Origin of the sequence: Psychrobacter pocilloporae (genome assembly GCF_029872915.1) — a bacterium.
Taxonomy (GTDB): domain Bacteria; phylum Pseudomonadota; class Gammaproteobacteria; order Pseudomonadales; family Moraxellaceae; genus Psychrobacter; species Psychrobacter pacificensis.
Genome location: NZ_PGFT01000001.1, coordinates 2,353,179 through 2,366,368, shown reverse-complemented (window position 1 = coordinate 2,366,368; position 13,190 = coordinate 2,353,179). Strand labels below are relative to the sequence as shown.

General features: G+C 43.3%; 11 protein-coding genes and 2 pseudogenes. 6 read left to right on the top strand and 7 right to left on the bottom strand.

What is annotated here, in order from left to right; all coding sequences use genetic code 11:
- Positions 1-182: 182 nt before the first annotated feature.
- From CUR83_RS10060 to CUR83_RS10050, 3 genes are all read left to right on the top strand, one after another.
- Entirely contained in the window at positions 183-2,540 is a 2,358-nt protein-coding gene (locus CUR83_RS10060) for a sensor histidine kinase (protein WP_284719567.1), read from the top strand.
- A gap of 33 nt (positions 2,541-2,573) precedes the next feature.
- Complete coding sequence (locus tag CUR83_RS10055) at positions 2,574-3,506, top strand: response regulator (RefSeq protein WP_071002039.1); 933 nt, start codon at positions 2,574-2,576, stop codon at positions 3,504-3,506.
- Positions 3,507-3,855: 349 nt separating this feature from the next.
- Positions 3,856-4,275, top strand: coding sequence for a UTRA domain-containing protein (locus tag CUR83_RS10050; RefSeq protein ID WP_284719566.1), 420 nt, complete (start codon positions 3,856-3,858; stop codon positions 4,273-4,275).
- Positions 4,276-4,428: 153 nt separating this feature from the next.
- Here CUR83_RS10050 and CUR83_RS10045 read toward each other — a convergent pair whose 3' ends face one another.
- Together CUR83_RS10045 and CUR83_RS10040 are read right to left on the bottom strand one after the other, a co-directional pair.
- Positions 4,429-5,124, bottom strand: a complete 696-nt coding sequence (locus CUR83_RS10045) for a hypothetical protein (protein ID WP_071002038.1) — start codon at positions 5,122-5,124, stop codon at positions 4,429-4,431.
- 262 nt (positions 5,125-5,386) lie between these two features.
- Positions 5,387-5,647: pseudogene (locus CUR83_RS10040) on the bottom strand (GntP family permease); the annotation flags it as partial.
- A 527-nt stretch (positions 5,648-6,174) separates the two neighbouring features.
- Between CUR83_RS10040 and CUR83_RS13470 the strand changes: the two are divergent.
- The 3 genes from CUR83_RS13470 (at position 6,175) to CUR83_RS10030 (ending at position 8,837) form a co-directional block, all read left to right on the top strand.
- Entirely contained in the window at positions 6,175-6,501 is a 327-nt protein-coding gene (locus CUR83_RS13470; protein WP_425301292.1) for a LysR family transcriptional regulator, read from the top strand.
- Positions 6,402-7,037, top strand: coding sequence for a LysR substrate-binding domain-containing protein (locus CUR83_RS10035; RefSeq protein WP_284719565.1), 636 nt, complete (start codon positions 6,402-6,404; stop codon positions 7,035-7,037). Before CUR83_RS13470 ends, CUR83_RS10035 begins: the two co-directional genes overlap by 100 nt.
- A gap of 396 nt (positions 7,038-7,433) precedes the next feature.
- Positions 7,434-8,837: an aspartate ammonia-lyase gene (locus tag CUR83_RS10030; protein WP_284719840.1), complete on the top strand. Its 1,404-nt coding sequence runs from the start codon at positions 7,434-7,436 to the stop codon at positions 8,835-8,837.
- A 137-nt stretch (positions 8,838-8,974) separates the two neighbouring features.
- On the opposite strand, the gene rluF is transcribed toward CUR83_RS10030, so the two are convergent.
- The 5 genes and pseudogenes from rluF to CUR83_RS10005 all read right to left on the bottom strand — a co-directional run bounded on the left by rluF (position 8,975) and on the right by CUR83_RS10005 (position 13,160).
- Complete coding sequence (gene rluF, locus CUR83_RS10025) at positions 8,975-9,961, bottom strand: 23S rRNA pseudouridine(2604) synthase RluF (protein ID WP_284719564.1); 987 nt, start codon at positions 9,959-9,961, stop codon at positions 8,975-8,977.
- Positions 9,962-10,072: 111 nt separating this feature from the next.
- On the bottom strand, positions 10,073-10,351 hold the full coding sequence (locus CUR83_RS10020) for a peptidylprolyl isomerase (protein ID WP_093068572.1): 279 nt from the start codon (positions 10,349-10,351) through the stop codon (positions 10,073-10,075).
- 175 nt (positions 10,352-10,526) lie between these two features.
- The gene (locus tag CUR83_RS10015; RefSeq protein ID WP_093068575.1) at positions 10,527-11,381 is read right to left on the bottom strand and encodes a patatin-like phospholipase family protein; all 855 of its coding nucleotides are present in this window, start codon (positions 11,379-11,381) and stop codon (positions 10,527-10,529) included.
- 228 nt (positions 11,382-11,609) lie between these two features.
- Positions 11,610-11,945: pseudogene (locus tag CUR83_RS10010) on the bottom strand (transposase); the annotation flags it as partial.
- 49 nt (positions 11,946-11,994) lie between these two features.
- Positions 11,995-13,160 (bottom strand): IS3 family transposase gene (locus CUR83_RS10005; RefSeq protein ID WP_284719421.1). Its coding sequence is split into 2 segments (ribosomal slippage): positions 11,995-12,902 and positions 12,902-13,160, totalling 1,167 coding nucleotides; the frame shifts between segments, so codons are not numbered across the junction.
- Positions 13,161-13,190 lie beyond the last annotated feature (30 nt).

The window sequence follows — 13,190 nt, the reverse complement described above, 5'->3', positions numbered from 1 at the left end:
CCGTTTTTACAAGCCTTTTTCAGTAGTCCAACTTTTATTAACCAGTATCTTCTTTGTCATCATATGTTCACAACTCGGCCGTATTCTTATGCCCATTATAAATAGTTGTTGTGTGTCACAGTGATTGATATCCATTAAGCGATTCATTGATAGCAGTTGATGCGTAGATAAAAGGTGTGTGTATGAGCGTTGCTGGCAGGCTTGGTAGTATCTCTACCCGTATGCTGATTATTTTGGCGTTGGCTTTTTTGCTGATTATCCTCATGGTGTACTTGGTCATTGAAACCCAAGGTAAGCCACGCATTATGGAGATGACATCAGAGACTGTGGTCGAAACGGGCAACGAGGTTATCAATAGCATCATGGTGAGCATCAACCATGTCGATGGGCTGGCAAAAGCAAGCAGTACGATGGCGGGCGGTCTACCTAAAGAGGATGCACTTTACCAAGAAACCTTTGGCAACCTCATGCAACAGATGGATCAAAGAATCGTGGGTGGCGGGGTGTGGTTTGACCCAAATATGTATGCCCAAGGTCAAGAGCGTCAGTCGTTTGTATGGGCGCGCGATGAGTCAGGCAGCATGCAGTCAGTGACGCGCTATGACCAAGTAAGTCAAACGCCCAACGCTTATTATCGAGACTGGTGGTATATTCCAGCGTTGTACGCCAATCATGATCACTGCGTCTGGAGTCGGGCATACATCGATCCCACGAGCAATCAGCCGATGATGACTTGTGCTAAAGCATTGTACAACAGTACTAATCAAGCGTTTGATGGCGTGGTGAGTTTTAACTTATTATTGGACAATCTTGATGCCGCCATGAAGAGGTGGCAAGAAAAAATAGGCGGCTATGTCTTTTTGGTTGATTTGGACAATCGATTTTTGACCTTTCCTGAGCAGTCGCTCGTCACTCAAACCACCGCCAACAATCCACAAGGCGAGATGATGAACGCCAGTCAGTTGGCGGCTATCAATCCGAGTTTTGCACCTATCGCGGACAGTTTGGGTCGCATTAACGATACGCTCATTGATGATGCCACTGCCAAAGATGAAAGCCGTTTTACCTTGGCGGCGCGTAGTATTTTGAGCACAACCAATCTGGGCAAAATAAGTGAGCAAGAGTCTGAGTTGCTCTCAGCGTTGCTGTTATTAAATATCGATCAAACTTTCAATTTAGTCGACAGTCATTTGGTCGATACCATCGACGTCCCTAATGATTTTGTCTTACAGCAGCCAGCCACCGCCTTCGTCTTTCGCATGCCATTCACTTATTGGAAAATGGTGATTGTAAAACCCAATAGTGATCTGCTCAGTGTTGCCAATGCGCTATCGAACCAGCTGATTCAAGCCATGCTACTGGGCTTTATCCCTATTTTATTATTAACGGCATGGGTGTTCCGTCAATATTTTACTCGTCCATTACAACGTATGTCGCTTTTGGTGGCTGAGATGGGCGCTTTGATTGAACAAAAACAATATCAAAAACTGCTCGCACATAAGCTGCCCAGCTCAAGCGTGAGCGAAATTCAAATCATCAGTGAGCAGACCAACCAACTGATTGATCGTGTGGTCGAAAACGAAGGCGCGCTTGCCGAAATCAACGTCCATCTAGAAAAACAAGTTGCTACCCGTACCCAAGATCTACAGCAAGCGATGGATGAGCTAAAAGCCTCACAAGTACAATTAGTGCGCTCCGAAAAAATGGCAACCTTGGGTCAAATGGTGGCAGGCGTGGCGCACGAGGTCAACACACCACTAGGCTATGTACGCAGTAATATCGAACTGGTCGGTGATAACTTGACGCGTTTCGATGAGCTGATCAGCCAGACTGACCAGCTATTGCAGGCGCTAAAAGACTCTAGTGCTGACCAAGCGCAAGTAGCAAAATTGACGGCTCAAACTCTACAATGCTGTGAAGAGATCAAAGAAGATGAAGTCAGTGAGGACTTGGCCGATTTGATCAAAGACAGCTTGTACGGGGTCGATCAGATAGCTGAGTTGGTTGTAAGTTTGCGCGACTTTTCTAGAATTGATGAATCAAAAGTAAAAGACGTCGATATCAATGACTGTATCACCACCTCGCTGGTCATGGCGCGCAACAATCTAAAAACCCTAGACGTCAGCACAGAGCTTGCCGAGCTGCCGTTGATTCAATGCAACCCTTCACAAATCAATCAAGTGCTATTAAATTTATTCAATAATGCCGCTCAAGCCATAGCGCCTGATCAAAAAGGCGAGTTGCATATCACATCAGCTGTCGATGAGACGCAGTCGCAGGTAGTGGTGCAGGTCACAGATAATGGTATCGGTATCAACGAGCAGGCTTTAGAGCGTATCTTTGAGCCGTTTTTTACCACCAAAAAAGCAGGCGATGGGACGGGTTTAGGGCTGGCGATCAGCACACAGATTATTGAGCAGCATGGCGGCAGTATTGCAGCGACCTCCATCGTCGGCGAGGGCACAACTTTTACCATTATGCTGCCAATACAGTCAAAAACTTATGAAAATAAACCCTCCAAAGCCTTATTTGAAGGTTGAGAGACTTCTCACCACTCACCTAAAGAGAGCCTCATGCAAAAACCAAAAATTGCCTTTATCGATGATGAGCCGCGCATTTTACGCAGTCTAAAAATGCATTTTCGCCAGTCACACGATGTATTTACCACCACGGATGCGACTGAGCTTATGAAATATGTCAGCGAGCACGATGTACAAGTGGTCATCAGTGACCAACGTATGCCTGATAAGCAAGGGACGGAAGTCTTGCGTGATATTAAAGAAGCGTCACCCAATACCATTCGTATCTTGCTAACAGGCTATGCGGATCTCAATGCGGTGATTGACTCGGTCAATGACGGAGAGATTTACCGTTATATCACCAAGCCTTGGCAAAATGATGAGCTCAAAAAGATCGTAAATAAAGCCACAGAGATTGCTCAGCAAACGCAAGATATTACCCAAAATATGAAGCAAGGTGATGAATCTCAGAGTTTTATGAATGCTAGTAGCAAAAGGAATATACTGGTATTAGATGATGATGAGAGTATTTATCAAGAAATAAAAAATCAGTTTAAAAGTACTTATACAGTGAGCTGGGCAAGCAACCTCGAGCAGGCTGCGAAGTTACTACAAAAAAAGAAGTTTGGTGTCACCATCACGGATGCGACGCTCAACGAAGAAAATATTACTCCTATTGTCTACGCTCTAAAAAATATCCAGCCCGATCTGATGGTGCTGATGTTGACTGAATTTAAAGACGCTCACATGGTGATTGATCTCATCAATAAAGGGCAGGTATATCGCTGTCTGCCACGTCCTACCAACTTCTCTATTATGAGTATCAGTCTGGACCGCGCGTTTGAGCATCACGAAAGACTGGTACAGCAGCCGATATTAGCAACGCGTCATCATGTTGAAGAAGTACCAGAAGCTGAGACTTTTAATTTTTCTGAAAGATTGAAGGGTTTCTTTGCCAAGTTTAGAGGCTGGCGCATGATGATGTAAAGTATTCTGATTAAGATGCTATATCAAGTCAGCATATGATTGAGCATTATCTTTAATAAAGAATAAATAGCCGTATTTATAAGAATTTGCGTGACATAATTACGGTATCGAGTGATAGGCTTATTAAAACAGTACGTTTATGTTTCTTATAATCATTATTAGACCACTCATCACCATTAGTATCAGCAGCATTATTCTAAACTGACTAATACTGATGCCAGCCAAAAAGTGTTTGCCAATGAGGTTGCCAATAACGGCACCCAGTCCTAATACCAGACCATACACACAGATCTTGACTGTGAGTATGCCAAAAAAGGCGTAGCTGACGACTTGCACAATACCGACGGGCGTGATAAAAAATATCACGGTGATAGACGCGGTTAAGACGGTCAATGAAGCATTAAAGATCGATAAAAACGCCGCACTGATCTATATAGAACGTGTGCGCATTGTCGAAGACAGAGTGATTTTGAGCGAAAAAATCTGGTTACCCAAAAGCCGTTACGAAGACTTTGTTGGTCTTGAACCTGAAGACTTTGAAAATCTTCTTTATCCTTTTTATTACAAAAAGTGCGGTCAGTTTGTCTCATCTGCCGTAGAAATGCTGTTTTTTATCTCCAATCATATAGACCCTTATCTGGACAATACCAAGCAAGAAAACTTAGTGAAAGTATGCCGCGTTGCTAAAAACCTAGAAGGGGACCCTATCGAATATAGAGAGTCGTATGGATTGGCAGAAAAATTTAGTTATGAGGTCAACATCATTTAACCATTGGCCATTTCACCATTAGCGAGGGCAGTGGTTAAGTTATGCTCAATAAGCTATAAAAAAGGAGCCGATGATTCGGCTCCTTTTTTCATACTTTTTATCACCTGACTCTATGAACGACCAATGAAAGAAATGGTTGATACATAGAACTGCTTACTGGCTGTTAAACGTAATCGTCTGTCCGCCATTACCAGCTGGCGGTACGATAGTGACTTTGCTCGCAAGTATGTCGCCTTTGGCATTGATTTTGTAGCATTCTTTTGAGCTGCCTTCAGAGGTGCCACCAGCAAGCATGTTGTCTGAGGTTTCGATACAGAACCATGCGGTCTGATTGCTGTCTCGCGTTAGGGACCAGTTTTGGTTATAGGTGCCGATTTTTTGGCGCATACGACTGTCCGTATAGACATTTTCAGTAATCAATTTGTTTGAGTCGCCCACCGTCGCCATTTTGGGGATAGTGGTCGTTTGATTTGAGACTGAGTATTTGCCTGTGCTGTCTGTAAAACCGTGAAATACCAAAGGGTTCAAGGTGAAGTAATTGATAGCGACTGAATGGTTAGTGATTTGATTGTTCACTTTATTGATCGTGTTGATCTCAGTACCTTGTACCTTTTTATTATTGAAAACCATGTTGCCTTTAGGCGTGACTTGAATATCTGCTGAGGCCGTTTGATTGCCGATAGTGGCAACCAAATTTTCACTACGTTGTTTGGTATAGATATTGAGCATGGCGGTCTCAACAGGGTACTCGGTCACTATGTTGTTTGGGTTGGTGTTACCCATCGTTCCACCGCTCGCACAAGCGCTTAAGCCCAGTCCTGCGGCAATACATAATCCTAATGTTTTCATGATTTAATCCCTCAGTCTATTTGGATGAATACTATTAGTAGCTACTAGATCTCTTGCAAAAGTACCAGTTCATTGACTTCCACTGACGGAGTTACAAGGGCTGACGATGACTTATGCAAGAAGTCTACTGTAAGTAGCAGTTATTATAAGGAATATCTACTATAATCGAATTTTTTAGCAATGACATCTGCTAACCATCCTAGACCTTCTATTATTACATCACTATAACAACCAGTAATTTTCTAGTGCGTTAAGAATTGCGGGCGATGCTATAGGCGTAACCAGAATCTTCCATCAATTTGCCAAAAATAGCCCCCAAGATAAATAGGGGGAAGTATTTGACCGCAAAGCCGCCAAGACCTTGCATAAAGACTTCAGTATAGATCCCCATCGTTTAGCTGCTCTGTCCACTTAATACCACTGCCAAGATAGCGAGTAGGGGTGCCAAAACTAAGACGCTGACGCCTCGATAGGCAAAATACATTAAGAGGGACAAAGACAACAAAATAGCAAAAATGCTCATGATTTTGATTTCCTTCCATGGAAAATAGGCGGTGAACTATAATGGTTGCGGCTCATTATTCTTCTTATAAAAAGGTATTGATCCATCGATGAAAACGATGGGCTGTTTTTGTAATCTTTATTTGGGTGATAGAATTAGGCCTTTAACAGTCCATGCTTTTCATAGTGGTTTTTGGATGGTAACTCCTGCTCCACGAAAAATCTGATAGACGGTTGTTCATAATAGCTATCCTTAGCATGAACTCAATATCACCAGTCCAACGATGAAAAAAAGTGATGAGAAAAGTATAGTGATAGGGTAATCACGTAGAGATAACGGCTTATTTAAATCAAACTTAGGTCAAATAAAATGATACATTATGTATCTTCTTAAAATCTAACAGAGGGATAAACAAAGGTCAACTAGTAGACCTTGAGAGTCACGGTACTGGTGTAATGGTCCATTTTTAATGAAGAGATACTAACCACTTTGAGATAAATTAGACCGTATTCAAATGTCAGGCATAACTTATAAGTGTAGTGATATCAATGATAAGAGAGCTTAAAACCTTTGTGGCCGTTTGCGAGTTAGACAGTTTTGCTGCCGCTGCTCGGCACATCAACTTGACCCAGTCTGCGGTCAGCGCCCAAATAAAAACCTTGGAAGACAATCTAGGGTTATCTTTATTTACCCGCTCTGCTCGTGCCATTACGCTCAATCCGCAAGGCACGGCGTATTACCGATCGCCAAAGAGATTTTGGCGCTTTATTCAACAATGCAGTTGTCCTCAGATACCGATATTGCCAGCTATTACGGGCAGCTTAGGATTGGCTCGATCAATTCCGTGCAAGTGGGTATCTTGCCAGAGGCACTAAAGGCGATTACGTTACTTGCCCCCTTAATGCAGACGGAAATTGTCCCCGGGCGTGCCGTAGAGTTATTTGAGAAACTAGAAGTTGGGGAGATAGATGCGGCAATTACCATACAGCCAGCATTTGCCTTGCCAAAAGATATTGTGACGCAGTCCATTATGACCGAGCCTTATGTGCTCATCAGCCCTAAAAAATGGCCCTTTCATAGCCTCAGACAAACGCTCGAGCAGCATCCTTTTATCCATTACACCTTACAGTCCTCAGCAGGCGCAAAGATAAACAAGTTCTTTAAACAACAGGACATCAAGGTAAATACGATCATGGAGATTAATGATCTGGATGCGATCGTTCGGATGGTGGAGTCGGGGCTGGGGGTGGCTTTGATTCCGTATGCTGGGCTATGGATTAGAAGTACGCCGCCCGTTCAAATTCACCATTTAGGGGATAACAGTTTGGTGCGCGAGGTTGTATTGGCATATCGTTATACCGATCGTCAGCAGCCACAAATCAACGCTCTAAAGCAGGTGTTGGGGCTGTAAGTGAGTCAAGAGTCTTATCAACCCTAGCTTTTCTCACTGAGGCTAGGTGTTTGCTTGTACCACTTATAATTAACAATCAATCTATTTTTTCAATCGATAAGCTTTCTCATAAAATCTTTCTTGCCATATAAATTTTTTCCAAAAAAACTACTGTAAAAGTGCTCATTCTTTTTTATAGAACAACCTAATCTGTCATATTTTTTATTAAGCAGCAAAATTTTTGGGGCTGAGAGCGAAATATTTGCGTTTTTCTTGTGCTAAATTCTCGGTTACGATGGCGCTCATATTGAGTAGCGTCAAGACAAAACACTTAACAGAGTCATTTTTGTCGGCCTACTTCTTAAATCTCTCTTATGTCTAAGAAGTGATAAAAATATGAAAAATATAGATAACCTTATCGATAATAAAGCCCATACTCGCATCGAAAAAGATTTATTGGGTGAGCAAGCCGTACCAGCCACTGTCTTATATGGTATTCAAACGCAACGCGCCGCGCAAAATTTTGACATTACCGGCGTGTCAATCAGCCATTTTCCTGATTTGATCAAAGCACTGGCAATGGTGAAAGCGGCTGCTGCCAAAGCCAATTATCAACACGGTCTACTCAGTCAAGAGAAGCTTAGCGCCATTACTGATGCGTGTAGCGATCTGATTAGTGGTGAGCATCATGAGCAGTTTATTGTGGATCTCATCCAAGGCGGGGCGGGCACGTCAACCAACATGAATGCCAATGAAGTGATTGCCAATATTGGCTTAAAAAAGATGGGGTTTGAGTATGGTCAGTATAGTCATCTCCATCCCAACAATGACGTCAATCGCTCTCAGTCGACCAATGATGTCTATCCAAGCGCGGCACGTTTGGCGATGGTATTTGCGGCAAAACCACTGCAAGAGGCCATTATCAAGCTACAAAACAGCTTAGCTATCAAAGGCAAAGAATTTAGCGGTATTCTAAAAATGGGTCGTACTCAATTGCAAGACGCAGTACCGATGACGTTGGGGCAAGAGTTTAACGCTTTCGCCAGTGATCTAGGCAGTGAAACGGCGCGAATCGAAGATGCTTGTTTACAGTTATGTGAGTTGAACTTGGGCGGTACGGCGATTGGTACGGGCATCAATGCGCCCAAAGGTTATGCCCGCTTAGCGATTAGTGAGCTTGCGACGATCAGTGGTCTGCCAGTGACGCTCTCTGAGGATTTGATCGCCGCCAGTGCCGATATGGGCGCGTTTATTACGTTTTCGAGTGCGCTCAAACGCCTAGCTATTAAACTGTCTAAATTGAGCAACGATTTACGTCTACTGTCGAGTGGACCGCGTACGGGCTTGGGCGAGATTAATTTGCCAGCGATGCAACCTGGCTCGTCTATTATGCCGGGCAAAGTCAACCCTGTGATTCCTGAGGCCATGACCCAAGCTGCGTTTCAGGTGATGGGTACAGATATGACGATTACCATGGCGGCAGAAGCAGGGCAACTGCAGCTCAATGCAATGGAGCCGCTGATTGTTTATAACCTACTAAACAATGCGCGCCTGCTAGAGAAGTCGATTCGTATGCTCGATGAGCGCTGTATTCAAGGCATAACCGCCAATAAAGCTCGCTGTGCGCAGCATGTCGAAAACAGTATCGGTATCGTGACAGCACTGGTACCACATATCGGTTATGAAAATGCCAGTCGTATCGCAGGAAATGCGTTGCTGAGTGGGTCAGGCGTGGCGGAGCTGGTCAAACAAGAAAAGCTGCTCAGTGATGAGGAACTTGCAGCGATTTTATCACCTGACACGATGGTCAGTAGTATATAGATTTGTGCACATAAACTGGATTGAACAAAGCAAAAAAGAGCGATATCTATCAACGGATATCGCCCTAATTCTTTTAAAGTGTCGTATCTTCATCGCTTTGATCACTATGACAGCGATGTGATGAAATTAGACAATTATTATCGCTTAGACCCTCGACCTTTTGAGGGACGTCTGCCGTTTGTAGTAGGTTTATCATTGCCTGCAGCATTCTTGCCACGACTGGCAGGACGCCCATCTCTACCTTTAGAACCTGCTGGTTTTCTAGCATCATCCTTGGCGTACTTATTGCGCCCCTTTGCAGTACCTGCTGATTTTGCAGAGGATTTTGACTTTGATTGAGCGTCAGTATGCGGTTTTTTTCGTGGTGCATTGCGCGATTTTTTGCCCGAATGATTGTCTTGCGACGAAGATTTTTCGACAGCTTTAAGCAGGGTCGATAGCTCTGTTGGTGTCAGGTCTCGCCAGTCGCCGACAGGAAGCCCCTTAAGGCTTACATTCATAATCCGCGTACGCTCAAGCTTGACGACCTCATAACCAAAATGCTCACACATACGGCGGATTTGGCGGTTCAAACCTTGAATGAGTGTGATGTTAAAGACGTTGGGTGCTACCTTAGTAACGGGACATTTTTTTGTCATCTTGCCCAGCATTGGCACGCCACTCGCCATACCCTCAATAAAGCTATCCGTGATTGGCTTATTTACTGTGACCAGATACTCTTTTTCGTGGTTATTGCCAGCACGCAATACTTTATTGACCAGATCACCATTATTGGTCAAAAAAATTAATCCTTGAGAGTCTTTGTCCAAACGCCCAATCGGAAAGATACGTACCGAGTGTCTCACAAAATCGACAATGTTGTTTTTTTCAGAGCTTTCCGTGGTGCTGACAATGCCCACTGGCTTATTTAAGGCAATAAAAATAAAATCATCAGGCTCGCGTGGCTCAATCAGCTGTCCGTTGACTTTTACTACGTCTCCAGCAGCCACTTGATCACCCACCGATGCACGCTTGCCATTGATGTATACATTACCTTGTTCAACAAAGCGGTCAGCATCGCGTCTGGAACAAATCCCACTTTCGCTGATGTATTTATTGAGACGAGTCGAGGAATTGTTATACATAAAGCACCGTTTTACCTGATAAAAAGCTTTTTTGCTAAGAAAAAAGCCTAAATTGAATGGTTCAGTCGTCTTGTCATTAAAGCGGCGACTTGCGTTTTTACAGTCTAACGCTTACGTTCTGTAAAGCACTTTGACCACATGCCAGCCAAATTTGGTTTTTACCAAATGAGGGGTGAAAAGCTCACCGTTGAAGCAGATTTTATCAAAAGGTCCTACCATTTGGCCTTTTTTGAACTCACCTAAATGACCGCCTTTTTTGCCTGATGGACAGGTTGAGTATCGTTTGGCCAGCACATCAAATGCTGCGCCTTTTTTGAGCTTGGCCATAATATCTTCTGCCAACTCTTTTTGTTTGACTAAAATGTGCAATGCGCTAGCGGTACGAGCCATCGTATAAACCTTTCATAGAGTATCAATTATCGGGTCATTATATCATTACTTATCTTATTTTAGCTTAGTTACTAACCTTTTTGATTCAAAGGTTATCTAAGATTATTTAAGCCAATTTCTTATATTTGAAGCCCGTGTTTTCTATTTAATATCTCTTCTTTACAAAATAAAAAGGTTAAAGCTGATGCCAATCTTCAATCGCCTTGTGTCCAATTTCTAGTCCCACATCATAGCTATAACGGATTTTGGCTTTATTTTTGGACAATCGACTCGCCATGTTTTTTAAGTCGGGTGGACAAATCTCTAAAATTTTCTGTGATGATGGCGTCTGTAAAAATTGTACCGAGTCGTTGTAGCGTTGGGTTCGCGTCAACAAGCTTTGGGCAAAACCATATCGTTGCTTAGTATAATATTTAGCCAATAGCTGATCGCCTTTACTGCTTGCTTTAGCGTAGTTTTGCGGGCGAGTACGTATGACCATGAGCTTATCAATACTCTCTTGCCCAGCCGCCCACTGTACGGGCAAAGCATCTGCCACACCACCATCAAAATAAGGCTCACCAAATATCTCGACCGCTTGGCGGGTCAGCACTGGGATAGAGCTTGATGCCCTTAATCCATCCAAAATATTGTCTTTAGCCGCTTTGATGTAGGTTGCTTGTCCTGAAATAGCATGTGTTAACACCATGTAAAATTCAGCATGATTGGCAAATAACTGTGCCTGATCCAGTGGATATTCTTGCTCCACTATATCCCACATCCACTTTAGATCCAGTAAGTCACCGCCTCTAAGGAAACGGCCATAATGAATAAATTCAGATCGAAGGGAATGATCCAAGTAAATATGCAGGGTGCGGCCTTGTTGTGCGGCCAAATAGTTAGCAACGTTAGTTGAACCTGAAGAGACGCCCACACACAGATCAAAAGGATTGAATTGTTGTTGTAAAAAGGCGTCTAAGACACCACTGCTAAATGCGCCACGCATGCCGCCGCCTTCAACCACCAGTGCTTGTCGATGTTGTTTAACCATGGAAAACCTCGAATGACGCTCGCAAAGTATACCTACAAGTACACAAAACGAGGGGATAAAAAATGTTTATAAATATAGTCGATACTAGGGAATTATATTTTTAAGCCGTTCTAAACCTATTTCTTGGATATAGACTGTAGTAGTCAACTAATTTAGGACTAATAAGAGGTTTTGATTAAAGTAGCGTCTCTCTGTCTGAGACCATCCCGAATTCTGTGTAACTGCCATTTAGATTAAATGCTTACTGATACGGTCATCAAACATAATCATAAAACGATTAAGGGCAGACGTCCAGTTACGGATTGGCATCGACCATTTTTTGGATGCCTGCTGGGTGGCTAAGTACACCACTTTAAACGCTGCCTGATCAGACGGGAACACCTTACGCTTATTCACCGCTGTCCGAATCACACTGTTTAGCGACTCAATAGCATTGGTGGTATATATGACTTTTCTAATGTCTTTAGGGTAGCCAAAGAACACCGTTAAGCCCTCCCAATTATTGCGCCAAGACTTGATGACATGCGGGTACTCTGTGCCCCAAGTCTCATCAAAGTGCTCAAGGTTTGACCCATGCTGTCAAATCCGTAGAACCAAACTTGGGAGATTTTAATTACGCAGCCTGACGATAGTAGTCAAACCACACCTGTCTTGGCGCTCGATAGCCCAAGCCCTTTTGAATCCTAGTCTGATTATAATACAGCTCAATATACCCAATGATATCGCTAATGGCTGCAAACCTCGTTTTATAATCTTGATGATATACTAGTTCATTCTTCAAGACGCCCCAGAAGCTTTCTATAGGTGCGTTGTCATAGCAATTACCTTTGCCGCTCATTGAGCCTGTAAACTTATGCTGCTCGATAATCTTATGGTACGCATGGCTACAATATTGGCTACCTCTATCTGAATGAACAATCAGTCCTTGAGTAGGTCGTTTGTTCTTGATTGCCATATTGAGTGCACGGCATACTAAATCAGCGGTCATGCGCTTATTGATAGCGTAGCCGACAAGCTCTTTGGTGTATAAATCTTTCACTCCAGCTAAATATAACCAGCCCTCAGCAGTCCAGATATAGGTAATGTCGCTGACCCATGCTTCGTTAGGACGCTTAGCGTCAAACCTCTGATCTAAAACATTGTCATAGACCAGCTTGTTGTGGTTTGAGTCAGTAGTGACTTTAAAGCGCTTATGACGACGGCATTTGATGCCGTGTTCCTCTTTGATGCTTCTTACCATATACAGGCTAATGTTGTGGCCTTGTTTGCTTAGATGAGCATGCAATCGATCTACGCCATAACGTTCTTTCATTTCACTGTGAGCGGCTTTAACTAGTAGCTCGCACTGATTGCGGTGTACCTGCTGTTCGCTGATGTCACGACTTAGCCAATCGTAGTAGCTTGAGGGCTTAACGCTTAATACACGGCACATAGTAGTGGTGCTAAATATCTGACGATTGTCTTTGATAAAAGCGTACTTTACGGGCTGTTTTTCGCGAAGTACGCGGTCGCCTTTTTTAGAATCTCGCGCTCCTCTTCAGCCACTTTGAGCTGACGCTTGAGCTGCTTTATTTCTTGAAGAGCACTCATAAGGTCAGGATCATATTGCTCTGTGCCAACAAGCTTGCCTTGATTGGCTTTGTTATGCCAGTTTGATAGCGTTTGCATGGCAATACCTAACTGCTTTGCAGTAGCTGAGATATTGCCATTATTATCTGCTATCTTCTTGACAGCTTCAGCTTTAAATTCGTTACTGTAGGTTCTTAATTTCTTGGTCATGGTAAACTCCTATAATTGTGCTTAGTTTAC

Coding starts and splice junctions, on each gene's coding strand:
- CUR83_RS10060 (WP_284719567.1), top strand. CDS start 183: ATGAGCGTTGCTGGCAGGCTTGGTAGTATCTCTACCCGTATGCTGATT.
- CUR83_RS10055 (WP_071002039.1), top strand. CDS start 2,574: ATGCAAAAACCAAAAATTGCCTTTATCGATGATGAGCCGCGCATTTTA.
- CUR83_RS10045 (WP_071002038.1), bottom strand. CDS start 5,124: ATGAAAACATTAGGATTATGTATTGCCGCAGGACTGGGCTTAAGCGCT.
- CUR83_RS13470 (WP_425301292.1), top strand. CDS start 6,175: ATGATAAGAGAGCTTAAAACCTTTGTGGCCGTTTGCGAGTTAGACAGT.
- CUR83_RS10035 (WP_284719565.1), top strand. CDS start 6,402: ATGCAGTTGTCCTCAGATACCGATATTGCCAGCTATTACGGGCAGCTT.
- rluF (WP_284719564.1), bottom strand. CDS start 9,961: ATGTATAACAATTCCTCGACTCGTCTCAATAAATACATCAGCGAAAGT.
- CUR83_RS10020 (WP_093068572.1), bottom strand. CDS start 10,351: ATGGCTCGTACCGCTAGCGCATTGCACATTTTAGTCAAACAAAAAGAG.
- CUR83_RS10015 (WP_093068575.1), bottom strand. CDS start 11,381: ATGGTTAAACAACATCGACAAGCACTGGTGGTTGAAGGCGGCGGCATG.